Raw genomic sequence first — 20,417 nt, forward strand, 5'->3', positions numbered from 1 at the left:
GCCGTTGTCTTTCTGGCTGCCCGGGTTATCGGAGTAGCCCAGCGTTTATCAGACCGCCTTGGCTTGCGCCTCCGCGTTGCCGATATAACTGGCTGGCGTCATGGCATTCAGTTCTGCTTTCACCGCTGCTGGCAACTCAAGGCTGGCAATAAAGTCGCCCATGGCATCCTGGGTAATGGCTTTGCCGCGCGTGAAGGCTTTCAGTTTTTCGTATGGCTGTTCGATGCCATAACGACGCATCACTGTCTGGATTGGTTCTGCCAGAACTTCCCAGGCATTGTCGAGGTCAGCTGCGATACGTGGTGCATTCACTTCCAGCTTGCTGATGCCTTTCATACTGGCGGCGTAAGCAATCAGACTATAACCAGAACCTACCCCCATGTTGCGCAATACCGTGGAGTCGGTCAGGTCGCGCTGCCAGCGAGAGATCGGCAGTTTGGCGGCCAGATGACCAAAAATGGCGTTGGCGATACCCAGGTTGCCTTCGGAGTTTTCGAAGTCGATCGGGTTAACCTTGTGCGGCATGGTCGAGGAACCCACTTCACCCGCGATGGTGCGCTGCTTGAAGTAGCCCAATGAAATATAGCTCCAGATATCACGATCAAAATCAATCAGAATGGTGTTGAAGCGGGCGATGGTGTCGAACAGCTCGGCAATGTAGTCGTGGGGTTCAATCTGGGTGGTGTAAGGGTTGAACGTCAGCCCCAGAGACGTTACAAAAGCGTCAGCGTTGGCTTGCCAGTCTACATCCGGATAGGCGCTGAAGTGGGCATTGTAGTTACCCACCGCACCGTTGATTTTACCCAGCAGCGGTACCTGGTCCAGTTGGCTGATCTGACGTTCCATGCGGGCGACAACGTTGGCCATTTCCTTGCCCAGCGTCGTCGGCGAAGCGGTTTGTCCATGGGTACGAGACAGCATCGGCACGGCGGCATGCTCATGGGCCAAAGCGCGGATGGCGTTGGCAATTGCTTGCATTTCGGTACTGATCAAAGCGCGACCGGCTTTCAGCATCAGGGCATGAGACAGGTTGTTGATGTCTTCCGAGGTGCAGGCGAAGTGTACGAATTCGGTGACAGCATTCAGCTCGGCGTTGTCGGCGATCTGTTCCTTGAGGAAATATTCGACCGCTTTGACGTCGTGGTTGGTGGTGGCTTCGATGGCTTTGATACGCAGCGCATCGTCTTCACTGAAGTTCGCAACAATACCGTCAAGCAGGGCGTTGGCGCTGTCACTGAAAGCCGGTACTTCGGTAATGGCTTCGTGAGCTGCCAGACGTTGCAACCAGCGAATTTCCACCTCAACCCGCGCACGGATCAATCCAAATTCAGAGAATATCGGGCGCAGTGCCGACGTCTTGCTGCCGTAGCGGCCATCGATTGGTGAAATTGCTGTAAGTGCAGACAGTTCCATAGACATTTCTCGCTGGAGTTCAGATTGCTGAAGACAAGGGGGCGATGGCATCAAGCGCTGGCCAGCCGTTACCTTGTTGTTGAAAAAGGCGCGAAAGTCTACCGGAAAAACCGTTATTTCTCAGCTGTTGGCGGAAGTTTTTATACCGGAGCGGCAAATGGCCTGGTTCATGGTGATAGAATGCCGCCGTTCAAGGGCTGGCCTGGCGCCGGTTTTGTCTGTGTCTGTTTGAGGTGTGTCTGTTTTTATGCTCGATTCGATGCTGGCGGTATCGCACGATCCGTCCTGGTTGGTACTGATGGTGATTGTGTCGACTTTTATGCTGGAAGACCTCGCCATTATCGGAGCAGCGATGCTGGCAGCCAGTGGGCGGATGCAGCCGGAGGTTGCCTTTCTTGCCACCTGTGGTGGCATGTTTATCGGGGATTCAGCGCTGTACCTGATGGGCCGCGGGGCGCTGGTCTGGCCCTGGCTGGCGCAGAAATTCCAGCACGATATGATCCGCCGTCAGGTGACGCCGCTGCAGCAAGCGCCCTGGCATCAGTTGGTGCTGATTCGCTGTATGCCGGGGTTACGCACGTTTGGCTATATCGCCTGCGGTCTGGCACGGGTGCCCGGGCTTACCTTTACGGTGGCCAATGTGGTGTCGATTGTGGTGTGGGCGGCGGGATTGTTTGGTGTGGCGTACTGGCTGGGCAGTCAGTACGCTGAACAGATGCACGACTGGCTCTGGTGGTTACTGCCGGTGGCGCTGGCTGTCTTTGTGTTGGGTCAGCGCAAGATCCGGCAGAATATGGCGAACGGTGCCTGAACGCCCGAAGCGGTCGTTAGGGCTGTTATTGCGCCGCGATAACACTGAACTCAACCAGAATCTCTGCCCGTGCCAGACGGGCTTCAACGCAGGCGCGTGCGGGTTTTTCAACGGTTGCAATCCAGCCATCGTAGACGGAATTCATGGCGGCAAAGTCTTTCATGTCGCGGATGTAAATCGTCACGGACAGCAGTTTGTCGCGACCGCTGCCCGCTTCTTGCAGCAGGTTATCGATCTTGAGCAGGCAGCGACGGGTTTGTTCCTTGATATCCCAGTCAATGTCGCCTGCGGTTTGGCCACACAGATAAACCGTGTGGTTATGTTTGACGATGCGGCTCATGCGTTCCGTACTTTGGATGCGTTCAATCTCTGACATATTTATGGCTCCTGGATAGCGCCGATCAGTCTATCGGCGGTGAGGTATAAGCGATGGGCGGGTGGTTGGCCGGAGTGGCTGTCAGACCTGCGGACGTTGGGCGATCGCCCCCTTGTTGATGCCTTCGTAGGCGCGTACCAGAATGTGCTGGCCGGGCAAACCGGTGGCAATGGTGCTGGCAAGGTGCTCGGCAATCAGCTCAACGGTGGTATCTGTGTTTATCAGGTAACACTGTGACTGTGGCAAGGTCAGCTCAAAATGCCCTTGTGGGGCGTCGTAGGCAAAGTGATAACGGTCCTTGTGCTGCCCGGTACCTTCACCTTCTTCCTGGTTGGCGACAAGGTCGGCGCTGGTGCCGATGTAAATATCCCGCCAGCGCTGCGCCCATTGCTGTTCCAGTTCGTCCGAACGTTCACCATTACAGAAAATCTCGATCCGTGAGCGATGGCCGTGAGCGATACGCTGGCAGTTGCCGTTGTGCTTTTTAAGGCCGTGGCTGTAGTGGTAAAACGCCGAGTCGATACGCTCTGGTTCAAAGGTCAGTGTCAGTTGGTCGACGTTGACCGGGAAGCTGGCCTTGAGCTGTTCGCGACACCAGGCCGAAGTGCTGGTAGCGGTAATACAGTCTGTAGTGATCAGTGTGACGGCATCTGCCGGGCAGTCCAGTTCGATATCTCCCTGATCTGCGTGCCAGGTCAGGGTGATGCGGCCATCGTGGCAACGGTACTCGAGACGGTCAGAGTGTGCCGGTACCAGCAAGCGGTGATCCAGCTGTTCATCAAGCCAGTAACGCAGCGTCTGTTTGACGATGCCAAAGTCGCAGACCATGCCTTGCTCGTCCAGAATGCCGTCCAGTATGACAGAGGCAAGCCAGGTTTCTCCAACCAGGCCGCGCTGGGCGTCCAAGTAGCTGAAATCGACATTGGTAAGCTGGTTTACGAACAGTTGCATAGATGGCGTCACCTCAAATTGGCCGGGCATTTTAGCCGAGTGCAACGCGCTCTGCATCCTTCGCGGTACAGTCATTGCCAGCTCCTTGTTGTGGCTGCTGACAATTCACTGTCTGGAATCGATAAATACTGACAATTCTGGGTTAGGGCGGGTCTGTTGGAGTGGCCAAAGCCTGCTATGATGGCAGCCATTTTTCGGCTCGGGCGCTGGGATTGGCCGTGATGTCAGTTTCAACCATCGAGCCTGGTCAGACAAGTTAGGGTCAGATTACGTATGTACAAGCGTTATAGCGGGATGTTGGCGGGAGCTCTGCTGGCGGTAGCTGGTTTATCTGGATGTTCCGACAGCAGCAGCTCAAGTTCCACCGTGTCAGTCAAGGTCTGGGTCAACCAGGGCGATTTTGAGGATGCTTATATTTGGTCTACCTCAATCACCGAGGGCGGTCAGGTATCGGTCGATAGCGAAAGCCGCCTGAGCTATGCAGAATACGATCTGGAAGAAGACAGTGAAGTCACCATTACGATCTCAGCGGAAGAAGTCCAGCAATTCACTCTGATAGGCAAGGTTGAAGACACCGACTTTGATGTGACGGCAACCTCGCGCCTGTGCCAATGGATGGACGGCTGTGTTGACGGCGAGACCACCGTGGCCTTTGGTGAAAGCTACAGTGCGGTGGGTGAAATGTGGCGTACGGTGGCCTATGACCTGAACGAAGACGAACGGGTTCGCCTGACTCCCTTTACCGACCTGGCAGCAACACTGGCGTACGAACGTCAATACGTTGAGTCAACTGGTGAATGGGACGTAACGGGTTATTACTCCGCCTGGTCTGTGGTGCAATCGGTTTCCCAGTTGTCGCGCTTGATTGGAGTGGATGATATCCAGGTCACTCGCCCGGCAGACCTTACCCGGATAGATAACTGGAATGACAGTCAGGCCACCATGCTGGACCAGATTCGGTACGGCGCATTGGTTGCAGCCTGGAGTCATTTGGAAGAGAGCTATGACGGAGAAGACACGCTGGCAGCCGACGTAGGGGCCGACCTGGTCAGTAACGACGGCCAGTGGTTGCAGAGCGGCGACAGCCAGACCGTAAGTCTGGCAGAACTGCTGCAGTTGGCACGGGATAACCTGGATGCTCTGGAGGTTTCCGATACCACCGCAGCAACCTATGTTGCCACGGTTATCGCCACGCTGGATGCCGATATTGCCGAGCTGGAAGACGACGAGCTGACCGATATTATCCCCGAGACGATCGAAAACCTGGTTGGCTCCGATGATTACGAAGACTTTGAACTGGGCTTGCAGCGTACCAAGGCCTTTATCGAGACCCTGCGCACCTATGAAGACAGCTTCTTTGAAGACGGCTATCGGGAAGATGCCGATGCCTACGTGGATATGGTCAAGGCCATCGGCGAAGACAACGCTGATGAATTCCAGGCCTTGCTTGATGCCTATTTGGATACCTATGAACTTTACACCAGTTGTTACCTGAGCGCCGGTTGTCCATCGCAAGACAGCAGCATGACCTGGTTGACCAGTATCGACAGCTACGATGCATCTTCCGGCATACTCAAGCTTAACGATGGTGATATTACCGTCAGCCAGCGGGTCGCGGATGTAAACACCACCGACGACGATGACGAGCCAGACTCTTCCCATGCCATCGACGTACTGATTGTCGGAACCTATCAGCAAAATGATCTGATCTTCAACGTCGACCACTATTATGAAGACGACGACGATGATAATGACATCGAACGGCCGTCAGCGGTACGGGTGTATTTCACCGATGAAGTCTCAGAACTGGCCGATAGCAGCAGTAACGAGATCATTGGCTATGAATTGCGCTGGGGCGACTTCGAGTTTTATGACCAGACCACCGAAGGCACCGATGACGAACTGGAATTTGACGGTTATTTCCGCCTGTTCTATCGGGGCGTACGTGATCCGCAAGATGATTCCTCAGAACTGCGCTTCAATATCGATACCGTGGTGATGGACAGCCGGGTATCAGACGAAATCAGCGGGGATGACGACGACGATGACGAATACGCCGACCTGTATATTGGTGCTGCGGCTTCCAACGCCTCCGAATATTATCCGGACGAAGTGTTTGCTCCTTTTACTGGCTTCTTTACCCCGAACAGCGGCACAGACTTCACCAAAGGCTCTGTCTCCAGTGACCTGCTGAGCTATGCCACCGGTACTGAAACCATCAGTAGCGAAGAAGTGGAATACCTCGATATTTATATCCCGCTGGGAGAGTCAATACGTTATCGCCTGTATCCAACCGTCGAGCGTGAAGACGAATACGATGCCGATGATGACGACGATGAAGATGAGCTGATTTACACCTACGACACCGAAGAGTGTTACCTGGAGCAAAACGGCAGCAGTTGGGAAGTGGACACCTGTGAACCAACCAGCCGTTATTATGGCGAAGCTGATTTCACCGATTACGTCAACGACCTGTGGGCCAGCGGTGCGCTGTCGCGTATCTCCATTGATGGGCGGGGCACCTACTTTGTTGAGTGGGCTGCCAACAGCTCCGACAGCAACGGCTGCCTGGTACTGGACGACCTCACCACCAGTGGTGAATCAATGGATGGTACTCTCTATGACCCGATGGTTCTGGGGCTGAACACACTCCGCCTGCAAACCTCGCTGGAACTGGATGACCAGCCAGATACCTTGCTGGATATATACGTCAACGCCCCCACCAGCGATGACTACCACATCTCGGCAGCGCTGTCCCATGACTACAGCAGCACCTCAAGCAACGGTTATGTAACAATCGGCAGTGGTTCGGATCTTGATCGTATCGTCCTCAACTATCGCACCGACTATACCTTTGAGACCACCGGCAGCCTGTCGATTTACAAGGATGGCGTCTCGCTGTCGCTGGACGATGGCACCACTGACACGGTAGACAGCACCTTGACGGTCTATCTGAATGCCTCCAACGATGTGGACCCATTGCCGTACACCTACTTGGTGAACGACGAAGGCGACTACGAACTCTGCGTGATATCTAACGAAGCGGAGTGGGATGAAAGCTACAGTTTCGACGACTCAACTTTCTACCTGAACTACCGTGATGTGGTGTACGGACGTATTGTCAAAGAAAATGGCACCTGGATCGTTCGCTATATCGACGGCACCTTCGAGACCTTGCAATAACCTCTGGTCTTGAATCAGCTACCCACCTTCTGTGTGGGTAGCTGGCTATTCCGACTGACCATACCAGCAGCCAAACTGTTCCGGGTGACATTGGTATCAGTTTTCCCGATGCGGCCAAGCGTCTGGGAGGGCGTATGTGTTTATATGGGTTAAGCAGTACTGCGACGCCCCCTGGTTCTGGCTCTTTTTTGTACCTGCATTCCAAGTCTTTGATTTTAAAGGGTTTGGGATTCATCTGAAAAATAGAGTGAAAACAGATAAAAGCAAGGAGCACTTTAACAACAAAAAGATATTGTTATTCTGTTGCAGTTCACTGCCGTACAGGCAGCTCAGAAAAATGATATACAAGCCGATGTTGAATGGCTGACGTTCACTGCCGCACAGGCAGCTCAGAAAAATATCTTGAAACCTGCCCAGGCAACCCCTTGGTTCACTACCGCACAGGCCGCTCAGAAAATAGCGGCGGCCATGTCGCGGGCGTGAGTGTGGTGTTTCTGAGTGGTTTTGGGTTATTGGCGCTAACTACATATACACCACGGCATGGCATACAACCCGAAACGCAACGCCAATCAGGGCGCCATAAATTGCGGGTTTGGCGACGGCGGCGACGGGTTTGCCGGCGGATAGCAATATCGCAACGCCGGCAACATCGAGGGGGCAGAGCAGTAATCCAGCCAGCAGGTTGATTTGTTGTGGGCTGATAACGCCATTGGCGATCTGGTCCATGGCGATCCCCATCATGGCGGTGCCGCCAGCAATGTATTTGGTAATGGCCAGAACCAGGGTTTCGGGTGGGTAGCCAAGCATCAGGAAGAGCGGTGCCATGGCGGACTCCAGTAATTCGATGACACCGGTCAGTCGCACCAGGTTAACGGCGACCAGGGCGACGACGAGTAACGGCAAGGCACCAATGGCAATTTCCCAGGCGTCGCTGCCTGCGCGGCGTATCACGGCCATCATGCCGCGCGGGGGTTCGGTCTCGGGCATCAGGTCTTGTTCGTGGTTGAGTTCTTGCAGACTGAGGTGGCGACCAAAGAGGTAGTAGGTGGCTGCGGCGGCGACCAGTCCACCTCCCAGTGCAATAAGCAGTGTGACGGGGATATTCAATCCGGCAGCGGCCATCGGGAACACCACATTGGCCTGGGCCAGTGCCAGCACCATGGCGAGGGTGGCGGCGATATGGCGCGGTGCAGAGCCGGTGCGGGCCATTACGGCCAGTGTGGCCAGCGGAGCGGCGAAGCTCACCATCATGACCTGAATCAGGGCGAAGACGCCAAGGCCTGTCAGGCCGAACGGCTTGAGCAGGGGGGCGGTAATCGAGACGATCCGGTTAAGCCAGCCGGTGGCTTCCATCCAGCGCATCAGGCTGAGCATCACAATCATAATGGGCAGTAAGACGAATAACGCCAGTTCGACGGCGGATTTGCCAGAGCTGAGTATCGTGGTGGCGATCTGATCCATGGGCTGTTCCTGAATGGCGATTGACCGGTCGCAGTAATAAAAAGCAGGTAGCGCCTGCGACTGGCGGTTATATCAAAGCGACGGCAGGCTATCGTACCGAAAGCAGGTCGTCGATATGTAGTGGCTGATAGTAGGAGATTATTTTTATGGGCTGGGGCGGCTTGGCAGGTTGATCTGAGAGGTTGGTTCGCGTGGATGGCGTATCCGTGACGGCTTTGGCGGCGGTCACGGCTAATAGCGGAAAATATTCTCTCGGTGTCTGTTCAGTGACGGGTAATGTCGACGTTTACAACCAGGTGTCAATACAAGGCTCACGACAGGCGTCATTACAGGCAATTAATGCTCTGGCAAGTTGTGGAACAGGGTTTCCAGTAATTTGTTCAGGCGCTGGATCTGGGCTTCGCTCATGCCTTTGAAGCTTTCGCGGAACAGGTCGTGAGTGACCAGTTGGATATTTTCAATTGCCTGGCGACCTTCTTCGGTGATGGTCACTTCGGTGACTCGGCCATCGTCGCATTTTTGGCGGGTATCGACCAGGCCATCGTCTTTCATGCGGTAGACGGTTTTGGTGACGGTGGGCAATTTGGCAACGGCATGAATGGCGATTTCAGAAATGCTCGAGGTGCCTTCTTCCTTGAGGATAAAGAGGATACGCCAGCGTGGAATATCCAGTTTGATTTTTTTCAAGGCCTTTTCCATCGCCAGTACATAACGGCCATGAACCTGGGCGATCCAATAAAACGGGAAATCTTCTTTGTGGAAGTCTTCGCTGGCAGGATTGTAGCGCTGACTGCGGGGTGATCGGGTCGGTTTGGTCATTCTTGCTCTCGGGCAGAGGTTCGGGGGCATAAATTCGCCAGAAACTGTACAAAAGTTTTACATGAACAGTCAATGAATCTGGAAGCGAAACCCGACAGTCTCCGAGCATACTGTGCACGGTCATGACTTTGTCGGGTTGGCACCTGCTGCCATGATGGCTTCGGCAGGGCCAGACGTGTGGTAAAAAAAGAAAGCACCACCACCGATAAAGGAAGGAGGGAGGTAAACAGAGTGCTTCCTTTTTATCCGGCAGCTATTGGTTATGAGAAACCGGATAAAAAGAAGACGACTCTGTGGTGGTGCTTTCAAAACGGTGAGGCCCGGCTGGGGGTATTACCAGCTTGGGCCTTTTTCGGCTTCCATTTTACGAACCATGGCGTCGAAGAATTTTTTGGCAAAGCCACTGTCTTTGATCAGCATCTGGGTCAGGTCGGCACAGCGCTGACTGATGGACTCTTCCAGCAGATTGTCTTCACCTCCCAGTGCCCCGGCGGTGACTTGAATCTCGGCAGCGCGCTGGACAGTCCAAAGCAAGAACAGGGTGCGTTCAATATCCATTTCGCCTACGGCGATGCCATGGTTACGCAAGACCAGTATGTGTCTGTCACCAAGGCTGTCGAGCATGCGGCTACGCTCTTCCGGAAACAGGGTGATGCCTTCAAAGGCGTGGTAGCCAACGCGACCAAACAGCTGGGCACCGTAAAAATCGTTGTGGGTAAAGCCGATTTTTTTCTGGGCGATGGCAGACACTTCATTGGTGTGGGTATGAATCACGCAGTGGATGTCATCACGGGCGCCATGGATAGCGCCATGCAAGGCAAAACCTGCGGGGTTGGCGTCGTAAGGGGAATCATCCAGCTTGTTGCCGTCGACACCTACCTTGATCAGGTTGGCCGGGGTGATTTCGGTGTAGTTGAGGCCAAACGGGTTTACCAGGTAACAGTCATCCTGATCCATCAAGCGGGCTGAAATATGGTTAAAAATGGACTCAGTCCAGCCAAAAAAATCGATCAGATGGTAGCAGTGAGCCAGTTTGACACGCAGATCCCATTCGCTGTCGCTGATGTTGTCTGGGCGGATCATTTGCTGCTTCATAACATATTTCCTTCGTGATTCTACGGTCGTTAATATTCAGATAGTTGTTGATGGCTATCGGTGGATCAAGCGTTACGCTGCTGTTGGGACAAAAACTCGGCCAACGCCAATATATGGCGTGTGGTGGGCATATCGATGCCGGTTTTTTCGGCAACCTCTACGACTGCGTGGCCGATGGTGGCCAGCTCCAGCGGTGCTCCGGCTTCGAAGTCTTGCAGCATGGAGGTTTTGATGGCGCCCATGCCGGTGCCCATTTCCATAATGGATTGTGGGTCAAAACGAACCCGGGCACCGTGGGATGCGGCGGCAAGCAAGGTTTCGTCCAATACGCGTCGCACCAGTGGTTGCAGCTGCGGATCGGAGTAGAGTTGCTCCAGCGTGGCACCACTGATGACCGACAACGGGTTGGAGGTCAGGTTGGCGATGACCTTGGTCCATATCTGGTCGCGAATATTGTCTGTGCTGCGGGCTTCGATACCGGCGTGTTCGATCAGTTGCCGGATGCGTTCCAGGCGGTCGGTCAACTGATGGGTGATTTCTCCGATGATCATCAAGTGCGGGTTGGCCGCGTTGACGATGCCGGGGGCGGTACGGGTGGCGGTAATAAACACCACGCAGCCAATCAGGTGCTGTTGAGGCACCAACCGGTTCAGCTCGCCGTCGGGATCAATGGCCTTGATCGGGTCGTTGGCAAACCGGCTTTCGATGCCTCGGAAATACCACCAGGGCAAACCGTTCACCACAGGAATAACCACGGTGTCGGGGTGAAGCATCGGCTGTATTTGAGCGAACACAGCACCAAGAGCAGGGGCTTTGGTGCATACCAGGATCAGGTCTTGCGGCCCCAGGGCTTCGGCAGACTCGCTGGCGTGGACACTGACTGTGTGCTCGCCATCGAGATCGTTCAGCCGGATACCATGGTGTTGCAGCTGCTGCAGGGTTGCCCCACGAGCCAGAACATTCACTGGCTGCCCGGAAGCCGCGATACGAGCGGCGAGGGTGCAGCCGATCGCGCCGGCACCGGCAATACAGATGCGCATAACATACTTCCCGTTCAAAATGGATAGAGTGGCCCGCCTGCGCGGGCCTTGAGACTATCAGGTGTTAGCTGGAGAGCAATTCCTGATGCTTGCTGGCCAGACCCAAATAGGCATCGATCACGCGTGAGTCGTTGGCCAGTTCGGCGGCCGGGCCGTGCATGGCAACCTGACCTCCTTCCAGAACATAGGCGTAATCGGCGACTTTCAGCGCGGCGCGGGCGTTTTGTTCCACCAGCAGGATCGATACACCCTGACGCCGCAAGTCGGCAAAGATGCGGAAGATCTCTCGGGTGATCAGTGGTGCCAGACCAAGGCTGGGTTCGTCCAGCATCAGCAAGCGGGGTTTGGCCATCAAGGCGCGACCGATAGCCAGCATCTGCCGCTCACCTCCGGACAGCGTGGCTGCCAGTTGGTGACGACGCTCCCACAGGCGAGGGAAAAGGCTGTAAACCTCTGACTGGGTGGTTTCATAACCGGTATCGCCTCGGCGATAGCGTTGAAAGGCTCCCAGCAACAGGTTGTCGGCGACGGTCATGGTGCCAAACAGCTCGCGTTTCTCCGGCACCAGGCCGAGGCCTTTGCCGACCAGGGTCTCGACTTCTGGCACGGTGTACACCGTGCCATCAAAGTTCATGTTTCCCTTGGAGGGCAGGATGCCCATGATGGCTGATAGCAGCGTGGTTTTACCGGCACCGTTGGGGCCAATCACGGTAACAATCTGGCCTTCACTGACGGTAACATCGACGCCGGTGAGGGCTTCGACATTGCCGTAAGAAACGCGCAGCCCCTGAACATCCAGCACTTTGTTGACGACGTTGTTAGCAACCTTGTTGGTGACGTTATGCGATACAGGGTTAGACATCAGTCAGCTCCTCCCAGGTAGGCTTCCAGTACAGCAGGATTGGTCTGGATTTCTTCCGGCAGACCTTCGGCAATTTTCTGACCGAATTCCATGACCACAATGCGATCCACCAGACCCATAACGAAGTCCATATCGTGTTCGACCAGCAGGATAGCCATGCCTTCACCGCGCAGTCGGGTGAGCAGTTCCGCCAGTGCCTGTTTCTCCAGATAACGCAACCCGGCGGCGGGTTCGTCGAGCAGCAGCAGGCAAGGGTCGGCACACAGGGCACGGGCAATTTCGAGAATGCGCTGTTGTCCCAAGGCCAGGCTACCGGCTTCTTCATTCAGGTAGTCACCCAGACCCACCCGTTCCAGCTGGCGAGCGGCTTCTTTGAGCAAGCTGCCTTCTTGCAGGCGTTCCATATGCAGGGATGAGCGAACGACGCCGTTTTCACCACGCAAGTGGGCACCAATGGCAACGTTTTCCAATACCGTCATGGTGGGCAGCAATTTGACGTGCTGGAAGGTGCGGCTCATGCCCATTTTGGCCACTTCGCGGGAGTTGCTGCCGGACAGGCTTTTACCCTGGAACAGCACTTCCCCGGAGGTGGGCGTATCAACTGCCGACAACTGGTTGAACATGGTGCTTTTACCTGCGCCGTTGGGGCCGATCAGCGCCAGAATCTCACCGGCATGCACTTGCAGGCTCATTTCGTTATTGGCTACCAGGCCACCAAATTTACGGGTGACGTTGCGCGCTTCGAGAATCAGATCACCTGAGTTGGGCAGAGTACGGCGGGCCAGCTCTGGTGACGCGTCGGTACCGGCGAGCAGGTCACGCTTGGGTTTGAAAGCCACCGGTGCCCACTTCATCAGGATGGGCCACAGGCCACCCGGAGAGCGCTGCATCATAAAGACAATCAGCAAGCCAAATACAATGTGATCGTACTGGCCGTCGCTGCCGAACAGCACCGGCAGCCAGTCTTGCAGCCATTGTTTCATCATGGTCAGAACGCCAGCTCCCAGCAAGGCACCCCAAACCGAGGAGATACCACCGATCAGCGCCATAAACAGGTAGTCGATCCCCATGGTCAGGCCAAAAGGAGATGGGTTTACAAACCGTTGGTTGTGGGCGTAGAGCCAGCCCGAAATCGCGGCCAGCAAGGCAGAAATAACAAAGGCCACCAGTTTTGAGCGGAAGGTATTGACGCCCATGGACTCAGCCATCAGCTGACCTCCTTTCAAGGCACGAATGGCACGGCCTTCACGGGAGTTCAGCAGGTTCTGTACCAGCCAGATAGCGGCCAGCAGCACGACCCAGATCAGGTAGAAAATCTTTTCTCCCTTATCCAGCGTCAGGCCGAACAGTTCAATGGCAGGCAAACCACTGATACCGGAATGGCCTCCCAATGATGACAGCGTACCGAACAGGTAGTAGATAGAGATACCCCAGGCAATGGTGCCCAGTGGCAGGTAATGTCCGGACAACCGCAGGGTCATGGCACCCAGTAGCAAGGCTACCAGGCCGGTCAGTATCAGGCCTGCCAGCAAGGCCAGCCAGGGCGAACCGGATGCCCATTCAAGCCAGCTCGGTAACTGCTGGGTCGCGGTCAGATAAGCGCTGGTGTAAGAGCCGAGGCCAACAAATGCCGCCTGACCAAAACTGGTCATGCCACCGACACCCGTCAGTAAGACCAGACCTAACACCACCAATGCGTACAGACCGATGTAGTTCATCAGGGTGATTTGATACACCGGCATAATCATGGGAGCAAAGGCGACCAGCAGCAGGAAAACCACCAGAATGCTACGGGATTGGATATTGCTTAATTGGAAATTGAGGGATTTCATTCGTCGTCCTCCACATGATGACTGGTCAGAGAACGCCACAGCAAGAATGGGATAATCAGTGTGAAGACGATAATTTCTTTATAGGCGCTGGCCCAGAACATGGAAAAAGCTTCTACCATTCCGACCGCGACGGCACCAATGGCTGCTACCGGGTAACTCACCAGGCCACCAATAATGGCGCCGACAAAACCTTTCAGGCTGATGATAAAGCCGGAGTCAAAATACAGCGTGGTGATCGGGGCGATCAGAATACCCGATGACACACCAATAAAGGCGGCCAGGGCAAAGGTTGCCTTACCGGCGAAGTCCGGAGAGATACCCATCAGGCGGGCACCCATCCGATTGACTGCGGTGGCTCGTAAGGCCTTGCCATACAGCGTGCGTTCAAACGCAAGGAACAGGGATACGATCAGGATAATGGACACCAGGATTACCCACAGGGTCTGGCTTTTCAGCATCACCGGCCCCAGCGACAGAGCAGTATCTGTGAACGGCTGGGTGCGGGCACCTTCAGGGCCAAACAGCAACAAGCCAACACCCACCATGGCAACGTGTACCGCGATTGAAACAATCAATAACACCAGTGGTTGGGCAGAGGCGATCGGCTGGAAGAAAATCCGATACATTACCGGGCCGATAGGTACCAGCAGCAACATGGTCAGCAAAGCCTGGGCAAACATCGGGATTTGATCCAGTGTCAGGCTGTGCATCAGGATCACCAGGCCAGCGGCGTAACCCAGTTTCAGTCCAATAATTTGTAGTTTGCGTGTATCAAAACCGCGCTCACGCATTGCCCAGGCATCCAGGGCACTATCGAGCAGGGTCAGTCCCAGCAAGACCCACATCAATGCTGTCGGCTCACCGGCTTGAAAAGACGCCATCGTCAGGGCGCCGAACGTGACAAATTCGCCCAGCGGAATCAGCAAAATCCGCGTTACGGTAAATACTAAAATAATAGACAGAGCCAATAACGCATAGATGGCTCCATTGGTTACGCCGTCCTGGCCAAGCAGTACAGCAATTTGAAAATTCATTATTTCCAGTTCCTTAAAGGCAACGGCCCAACAGAAAAAATCACAGCGTTGCCGCAGCATGCTGTCACAGGATTCGGTCGTCGTCGGTACAAGGTTGGGGTCAAGCCACCCGGCAGCAGCTGCCGGGGTCTTCACGGTCAATAGAGAGTTATAGCAGTTTCCAGTCACCGTCCTTGACGGTAATCATCACGCGGCCGCGCTCGTCAAAGCCACTGTGATCTTCAGGCGTCATGTTGTAGACACCTTGAGTACCAGGCATTTCCTTGGTTTTTTCCAGCGCGTCACGCAATCCGGCACGGAATTCCGGAGTACCTGGCTTGCCTTTTTCCAGAGCGGCGGGAATGGCATTTTTCAACAACAGGCCAGCATCATAGACGTTGCCACCAAAGGTAGCAGGAGGGTTGCCATAAATACGGGTATAGGTGTCGACGTAGTGGGTCGCTGTCTCTTTTGCGGCACTGTCTGGCACTTCATCCAGTACCAGCATCATGCTGGCGGCCAGAATGGTTCCTTCCGTTGCCTTGCCGCCCAGGCGCAGGAATGGATCCAGTGCCGCACCGTGAGTCTGGTAGATCTGGCCTTTATAACCTTGATCTTTCAGTGTGGTTTGCGGCATCACAGAAGAGCTGCCAGGGGCGGCAATCAGTACGGCATCCGGGTTGGTCATCAAGACTTTCAGGCTTTGACCCGTCATGGACGTATCCTGGCGCTGGAAACTCTCGGTCGCAACAATCTTGATACCAGCCTTGGAGGCCAGGCCAGACATAACGTTTTCCCAGTTTTCACCGTAAGGATCGGCTGTACCGATCAGGCCAAGGGTTTTAACCCCTTCCTTTTGCATTTGCTCAATCAGAGCGGCGGCAATCAGATCATCATTCTGAGTGGTTTTGAAAACCCATTTTTTCTGTTCTGTCATCGGCAGTACTACTGCGGCAGTACCGACAGGAGCCAGCATTGGCGTGCCGGATTCGGCAGCAAACTGGATCACGCCCATGGCGGCGGCGGAACCACTTGGCCCAATGATGGCGTCCACTTTTTCTTCATCGATCAGCTTTTTGAAGGCTTTAACGGCTGCTGTTGGATCACTGCTGTCATCGAGAGAAATGTACCGGATTTTTTCACCGCCGGCGGAGTCTGGCAGCAATGCAACGGTGTTCTTTTGTGGAATACCCACCAGCGCGATCGGCCCGGTTGCCGATGTCACTACGCCAATCTTGATATCGGCTTGAGCCGCGTTAAACCCCAGTGTTGCGCCAACCAGCAGTACAGGAAGTAATTTCTTGGACAGCATGATGATCTCCGTTTAGGTGCAAGGCTGTTTTGAATGAGTGGTTACCGTGGTTAACAGAACCTTGTTGCCTTGCAGGCTGAGTAATGAATCGAACCCGTTGGGAACGACTGACTGGAGATAGCCTAGCAGTGACTGTGCCAATTTCGTATCGGCATCATGGCTGGACTGTACGATTGTTCGGTAAATCCAGCCCATTAAACATGGCTCAACGGTGTTGGTTTCGCATCCTTGAAACGCTCTGGATTCCCCGAAAACACTAGACTTTTCAAGTTTTTTTGGCGGTTTTGGCTTTGTCTTTTTGGATCACAAACAAATTAAAAAATAATCTAATAAATTCTTTTTTTGGCTGCTTTATTAATGGAAATGGAACGTTTGTCGGAAGCTCATTCGTGGGGCTTGAGTGGGAATAAACTACCCATTTATTTTGTAATTCCTTGTTGTTTTTATTAAAAAATACATATAAAACAATAACTTAATGATGTTTTCTTGATTAATTGGGTGTTTTTTGAGCAGTGTGAATTTTTGACCCAGATCAGTGCATTATTAAAAAACACGTCCATTTTTGTGCATTGAAATTTAATTGAAATTTCAATTGACAGTGTGTCTGTTTTTGGGCGATTTTAAAAAAACGCAACGGGGCACGAGTGTATCTCGGCCAATTTTTACGGATAAACAGTTACGCAGCATGAAGACTCCACCAGGTCTGTTTGCGGCTGTCGAGTCAGCAACTGGCTCAGTCCATTATTAACAGGAGACCAGAGAATCATGGCTGGATATCAGATCGACAAGTCCCTCTGGGGAGGGCCTGCATTCGATGAACTGCTGACCGACATACGCCAGCGCCGCCAGGAATTCGAAGACCAACAGTACGTTTCGCAAGACATTGTTGAGCGTTTTCGCAGTATTGGTGTTTACCGCGCCATGGTGCCGAAAGCCTTGGGTGGTGATGAGCGTAGCCCGACCGAGTTTTTGCAAATGGTTGAAGCCATTGCGGCCGCTGATGGTTCTGCCGGATGGGTGGCCAGCTTTGGTATGAACCCGGCCTACCTGGCGGCATTGCCGGTAGAAACGATCGACAAGGTGTGGGCAGAAGGCCCGGATGTGGTATTTGCAGGTGGTATTTTCCCGACGCAGCCGGCCCAAAAAGTAGAGGGTGGTTACCGGGTTTCTGGTCGCTGGAAGTTTGGCAGTGGCTCCATGGGGGCATCCTTGATCGGTGTTGGTATCCAGCCTGATGCCGGCGAACCGCTGCCACGCATGGCAGTAATGCCAGCCGACCAGGTGACGATTGAACCCAACTGGGATGTTATCGGCATGGTTGGCACCGGCTCCCACGACATGGTCGTCAATGATGTATTTATACCAGAAGAATGGACGTTCGTTCGTGGCGGCAAACCCAATATCGAATCCGATTTCTTTGCATATCCAAGCCTGTCATTTGCCGCCCAGGTTCTGTCTGTCACTACGGCTGGCCTGGCTCGGGAAGCACTTGACGTGGTTCAGGCCATGGCTGCCGGACGTAAATCGGTGACCGGTGCACCGAATCTGGGTGAGCGTGAATATGTCCAGATTGAAGTTGCCAAGGCCGAAGCCAAATTGCGCTCTTCACGAGCCTTTTTCTATGAAGTGACGGAAGACACCTGGGAGACCATCCAGCGGGGTGAAAAGCCGTCCCGTGAACAGGTCAGCCTGATCCGTCTGGCAACCAGTCACCTGACCCATGAATGTGCCGAGGCAGTTCGTATTGCCTATCAGGTGGCAGGCATGACCAGCACCTATACCGATCACCCGTTATCACGCATTTTGCGGGATTCGATGATGGCGACTCAACACGCCTTTATGGGCGCAATTACTTTCCGTAATGCCGGTGCCATTTTCTTCGGACACGACCCGTATCCGGGTTATTTGTAACACCTGTTAGAACATCGTAACCGACTGAATTAACCGCCAGGAGCTACACATTATGAGTGATAAAAAACCCCTCCGCGTACTGTTTTGCATGGGTATCAACCAGAATTTCATGGATGCCCCCAGAGAAGAGCAACTCGATGTTTGGGCTGCCTTTGGTGAAATGTGGAACGGCATTCATGACATGGATGGTGTGACCGTGATCGGCAACATGGACGACGACCAAAGCATGGTTGGCCCATCATCCGGCTACCCATGGACAACCTACCTGATGGCCGATGTGGCTGATTACGACACCGTCGTTGCCTGCTGCAACCTGTTCCGCAGCACCGCTGTTGGCGAGACGCCTTACAAACTGTGGCGTTACGCCAAAGTGGAAGCGCGTACCGGTCGTGAACTGATCGTACAACGCAGCTGAGGTCGCCGGAATGAATGAAATTGACGTGTTGAAAGAGCGTTTGCAGGCACTGGAAAGCGAGCGAGATATCCGGGCTTGCATCAACCGCTATATGGCGCTGTGTGATGAGTTGTCGTTGCAGACCCCGATGGATGAGCTGGGTGACCTGTTCACTGAGGACGCTGTTTGGGAAGGCAAAGGCAAGCGTTACGCCAATAGCTTTGGTGGTTTTCAGGGCCGTGATGCCATCGTAACCATGCTGGGAAGTTACGCTTCCGAGCCGCCGCATTTTGCTCTTAACGTTCATTTCCTGACTTCCGAGCTGATCGTGGTGGAGCGTGATCATGCGCATGCCAGCTGGAACATGCTGCAAACCTCCACTTTTGCCAGCGGCGCATCGCACCTTAACAGTGCCCGCCTGGATGTGCGCTTTAAACAGCAAGAAGGGCGTTGGCGCATCGCCCATTTCCAGACAGAGAATCTGTTCAGCCGACCGGTGGATCATTGGCAAAGCGACGAGCCGCTGCCAGTGCCGGAAAAATAACCCGGCCATGACCGCAGCTATAACGACCACGCAACCGGCAATAGAACCGTGCGCCACACCGGCCAACAACCAGAGATGACGACAATGAGTGAATTGATTGAACTACAAGATATCAGCCTGAAAGCGGCAGATATGGTCGAAGAAGGACGTGTCCACAAGTCACTGTACTCCGACCCGGAAATATTCGAAGAAGAGCTGGATAAAGTATTTAACAACACCTGGGTGTTTGTTGGCCACGAAAGTGAAGTGCCGGATTCGGGCAGCTTCAAAACCTCGTTTGTTGGTCGTCATCCAGTGATTCTGACCCGCGATCGCAAAGGCAATCTGCACGTGCTGCAAAACCGCTGTCGCCACCGCGGTGCCACTGTGTGTGAAGGCCGCAAAGGCAAAACCAAGGCGTTGACCTGTCCATATCATGGTTGGGGTTATGGCCTGGACGGTTCACTGCGGGCACTGCCAAAACCTGAAGAATACGACGGCGTTTTCGACAAAAAAGACATGTCGCTGGAAAGCCTGCGCTTTGAAACCTATCAGGGCATGGTGTTTGCCACCTTCAAGGACGACATTGAGCCGCTGGTGGATTTCCTTGGTGGCGCCAAAAAATGGATCGACCTGTTTGCCAAACAAGGCGGCGGTTATCCAATGAAAGTCCTGGGAGAACACCGTTTCAACTTCCCGGGTAACTGGAAAATCCAGCTCGAAAATACCACCGATGCGTACCACTTCCCGATTGTACACAAGTCTTTCGTCAGCTCTCTGGACGATGCAACAGCCGATATTTTCGACTTCCTGGATGGTGAGGGTTTTGTGGAAGACCTCGGCCATGGTCACAGCGTGATGGTGATGATCCCTGAACTGGTGGATCTTGAAGCCGACCTGGATCAGCCAATTCCTGCCCGTTTCGAAGCTCTGGCAGCGGAGCTGCGTGAAGAAGGCAAATCCGAAGATGAAGTGAAAAAACTGGTGCGTGCAGCACACGGTACCGGCTTCAACCTCAACCTGTTCCCGAATGTGTCGTGCTCCATGGCGTTTTTCCGCGTCCTGCGTCCTGTCAGTGTGGGCGAGACCGAAATCCAGCACGTTGCACTGGGCGGTGAGGGTGCGCCTCAGGCGTTTAACCGCAAACGCATGCGCTTGCACGAACACTTTCAAGGCCCGATGGGCTTTGGTACGCCAGATGATGGCGAAGCATGGGAGCGGGTACAGAAGGGCTCTCAGTCCGGTAAAGATGGCTGGATTCTGGTGAACCGGGGCATGACCAGGCTGCGGACTTCGGTTGATGGTAACCCACAAGGTGCCGTCTGCTCTGAAACCGGTATGCGTGGTGCGTATCAGCAATACAAGAAAATGATGGCTGCTGGCAGCACAACCAACACTGCGCCGGCAGAGGAGAAGTAAGC

17 protein-coding genes are annotated in these 20,417 nt (G+C 54.2%); 6 read left to right on the forward strand and 11 right to left on the reverse strand.

Going from position 1 to position 20,417, the window contains the following annotated elements; genetic code table 11:
- Positions 1-48: 48 nt before the first annotated feature.
- Positions 49-1,413: an adenylosuccinate lyase gene (gene purB, locus Q8W22_RS14380; protein ID WP_305413175.1), complete on the reverse strand. Its 1,365-nt coding sequence runs from the start codon at positions 1,411-1,413 to the stop codon at positions 49-51.
- A gap of 247 nt (positions 1,414-1,660) precedes the next feature.
- Here purB and Q8W22_RS14385 point away from each other — a divergent pair, with 247 nt between their 5' ends.
- A complete protein-coding gene (locus tag Q8W22_RS14385; RefSeq protein WP_305413176.1) occupies positions 1,661-2,224 on the forward strand; it encodes a DedA family protein in 564 nt (187 codons plus the stop codon).
- Between the two features lie 25 nt (positions 2,225-2,249).
- On the opposite strand, the gene Q8W22_RS14390 is transcribed toward Q8W22_RS14385, so the two are convergent.
- Entirely contained in the window at positions 2,250-2,600 is a 351-nt protein-coding gene (locus tag Q8W22_RS14390; protein ID WP_303434358.1) for a RidA family protein, read from the reverse strand.
- 81 nt (positions 2,601-2,681) lie between these two features.
- Entirely contained in the window at positions 2,682-3,551 is an 870-nt protein-coding gene (locus Q8W22_RS14395) for a 6-carboxytetrahydropterin synthase (protein WP_305452797.1), read from the reverse strand.
- A 273-nt stretch (positions 3,552-3,824) separates the two neighbouring features.
- On the opposite strand from Q8W22_RS14395, the gene Q8W22_RS14400 reads away from it, so the two are divergent.
- Positions 3,825-6,734 (forward strand): hypothetical protein, encoded by a 2,910-nt coding sequence (locus Q8W22_RS14400; RefSeq protein WP_305452799.1) that lies wholly within the window; start codon positions 3,825-3,827, stop codon positions 6,732-6,734.
- 522 nt (positions 6,735-7,256) lie between these two features.
- Here the strand turns inward: Q8W22_RS14400 and Q8W22_RS14405 are convergent.
- The 8 genes from Q8W22_RS14405 to Q8W22_RS14440 form a co-directional block, all read right to left on the reverse strand.
- Positions 7,257-8,195, reverse strand: a complete 939-nt coding sequence (locus Q8W22_RS14405; protein WP_303434355.1) for a nucleoside recognition domain-containing protein — start codon at positions 8,193-8,195, stop codon at positions 7,257-7,259.
- Positions 8,196-8,531: 336 nt separating this feature from the next.
- Positions 8,532-9,014, reverse strand: coding sequence for a MarR family winged helix-turn-helix transcriptional regulator (locus tag Q8W22_RS14410; protein ID WP_305452802.1), 483 nt, complete (start codon positions 9,012-9,014; stop codon positions 8,532-8,534).
- Between the two features lie 333 nt (positions 9,015-9,347).
- Positions 9,348-10,109, reverse strand: a complete 762-nt coding sequence (locus tag Q8W22_RS14415) for a class II aldolase/adducin family protein (RefSeq protein WP_305413182.1) — start codon at positions 10,107-10,109, stop codon at positions 9,348-9,350.
- Positions 10,110-10,174: 65 nt separating this feature from the next.
- Positions 10,175-11,149, reverse strand: coding sequence for a ketopantoate reductase family protein (locus Q8W22_RS14420; RefSeq protein ID WP_303434351.1), 975 nt, complete (start codon positions 11,147-11,149; stop codon positions 10,175-10,177).
- A 64-nt stretch (positions 11,150-11,213) separates the two neighbouring features.
- Positions 11,214-12,011, reverse strand: a complete 798-nt coding sequence (locus Q8W22_RS14425) for an ABC transporter ATP-binding protein (RefSeq protein WP_305452804.1) — start codon at positions 12,009-12,011, stop codon at positions 11,214-11,216.
- Positions 12,011-13,843: a branched-chain amino acid ABC transporter ATP-binding protein/permease gene (locus Q8W22_RS14430; RefSeq protein WP_303434348.1), complete on the reverse strand. Its 1,833-nt coding sequence runs from the start codon at positions 13,841-13,843 to the stop codon at positions 12,011-12,013. Before Q8W22_RS14430 ends, Q8W22_RS14425 begins: the two co-directional genes overlap by 1 nt.
- Complete coding sequence (locus Q8W22_RS14435) at positions 13,840-14,877, reverse strand: branched-chain amino acid ABC transporter permease (protein ID WP_303434347.1); 1,038 nt, start codon at positions 14,875-14,877, stop codon at positions 13,840-13,842. Before Q8W22_RS14435 ends, Q8W22_RS14430 begins: the two co-directional genes overlap by 4 nt.
- Before the next feature lie 148 nt (positions 14,878-15,025).
- Entirely contained in the window at positions 15,026-16,168 is a 1,143-nt protein-coding gene (locus Q8W22_RS14440; RefSeq protein WP_303434345.1) for an ABC transporter substrate-binding protein, read from the reverse strand.
- 765 nt (positions 16,169-16,933) lie between these two features.
- Between Q8W22_RS14440 and Q8W22_RS14445 the strand changes: the two genes are divergently transcribed.
- The 4 genes from Q8W22_RS14445 to Q8W22_RS14460 all read left to right on the forward strand — a co-directional run bounded on the left by Q8W22_RS14445 (position 16,934) and on the right by Q8W22_RS14460 (position 20,415).
- On the forward strand, positions 16,934-18,079 hold the full coding sequence (locus Q8W22_RS14445) for an acyl-CoA dehydrogenase family protein (protein ID WP_303434344.1): 1,146 nt from the start codon (positions 16,934-16,936) through the stop codon (positions 18,077-18,079).
- Between the two features lie 52 nt (positions 18,080-18,131).
- Positions 18,132-18,494 (forward strand): IacB protein, encoded by a 363-nt coding sequence (locus Q8W22_RS14450; RefSeq protein WP_303434342.1) that lies wholly within the window; start codon positions 18,132-18,134, stop codon positions 18,492-18,494.
- A gap of 10 nt (positions 18,495-18,504) precedes the next feature.
- Positions 18,505-19,017: a nuclear transport factor 2 family protein gene (locus Q8W22_RS14455; RefSeq protein ID WP_303434340.1), complete on the forward strand. Its 513-nt coding sequence runs from the start codon at positions 18,505-18,507 to the stop codon at positions 19,015-19,017.
- A gap of 84 nt (positions 19,018-19,101) precedes the next feature.
- Positions 19,102-20,415, forward strand: coding sequence for an aromatic ring-hydroxylating dioxygenase subunit alpha (locus Q8W22_RS14460; protein WP_303434338.1), 1,314 nt, complete (start codon positions 19,102-19,104; stop codon positions 20,413-20,415).
- Positions 20,416-20,417: the final 2 nt, after the last annotated feature.

The sequence above is a fragment of the Oceanobacter sp. 1_MG-2023 genome (assembly GCF_030689025.1).
GTDB lineage: Bacteria > Pseudomonadota > Gammaproteobacteria > Pseudomonadales > Oceanobacteraceae > Oceanobacter.

Bases quoted from the DNA above. Each gene is read 5' to 3' on its own strand.
- purB (WP_305413175.1), bottom strand. From the start codon at position 1,413: ATGGAACTGTCTGCACTTACAGCAATTTCACCAATCGATGGCCGCTAC.
- Q8W22_RS14385 (WP_305413176.1), top strand. From the start codon at position 1,661: ATGCTCGATTCGATGCTGGCGGTATCGCACGATCCGTCCTGGTTGGTA.
- Q8W22_RS14390 (WP_303434358.1), bottom strand. From the start codon at position 2,600: ATGTCAGAGATTGAACGCATCCAAAGTACGGAACGCATGAGCCGCATC.
- Q8W22_RS14395 (WP_305452797.1), bottom strand. From the start codon at position 3,551: ATGCAACTGTTCGTAAACCAGCTTACCAATGTCGATTTCAGCTACTTG.
- Q8W22_RS14400 (WP_305452799.1), top strand. From the start codon at position 3,825: ATGTACAAGCGTTATAGCGGGATGTTGGCGGGAGCTCTGCTGGCGGTA.
- Q8W22_RS14405 (WP_303434355.1), bottom strand. From the start codon at position 8,195: ATGGATCAGATCGCCACCACGATACTCAGCTCTGGCAAATCCGCCGTC.
- Q8W22_RS14410 (WP_305452802.1), bottom strand. From the start codon at position 9,014: ATGACCAAACCGACCCGATCACCCCGCAGTCAGCGCTACAATCCTGCC.
- Q8W22_RS14415 (WP_305413182.1), bottom strand. From the start codon at position 10,109: ATGAAGCAGCAAATGATCCGCCCAGACAACATCAGCGACAGCGAATGG.
- Q8W22_RS14420 (WP_303434351.1), bottom strand. From the start codon at position 11,149: ATGCGCATCTGTATTGCCGGTGCCGGCGCGATCGGCTGCACCCTCGCC.
- Q8W22_RS14425 (WP_305452804.1), bottom strand. From the start codon at position 12,011: ATGTCTAACCCTGTATCGCATAACGTCACCAACAAGGTTGCTAACAAC.
- Q8W22_RS14430 (WP_303434348.1), bottom strand. From the start codon at position 13,843: ATGAAATCCCTCAATTTCCAATTAAGCAATATCCAATCCCGTAGCATT.
- Q8W22_RS14435 (WP_303434347.1), bottom strand. From the start codon at position 14,877: ATGAATTTTCAAATTGCTGTACTGCTTGGCCAGGACGGCGTAACCAAT.
- Q8W22_RS14440 (WP_303434345.1), bottom strand. From the start codon at position 16,168: ATGCTGTCCAAGAAATTACTTCCTGTACTGCTGGTTGGCGCAACACTG.
- Q8W22_RS14445 (WP_303434344.1), top strand. From the start codon at position 16,934: ATGGCTGGATATCAGATCGACAAGTCCCTCTGGGGAGGGCCTGCATTC.
- Q8W22_RS14450 (WP_303434342.1), top strand. From the start codon at position 18,132: ATGAGTGATAAAAAACCCCTCCGCGTACTGTTTTGCATGGGTATCAAC.
- Q8W22_RS14455 (WP_303434340.1), top strand. From the start codon at position 18,505: ATGAATGAAATTGACGTGTTGAAAGAGCGTTTGCAGGCACTGGAAAGC.
- Q8W22_RS14460 (WP_303434338.1), top strand. From the start codon at position 19,102: ATGAGTGAATTGATTGAACTACAAGATATCAGCCTGAAAGCGGCAGAT.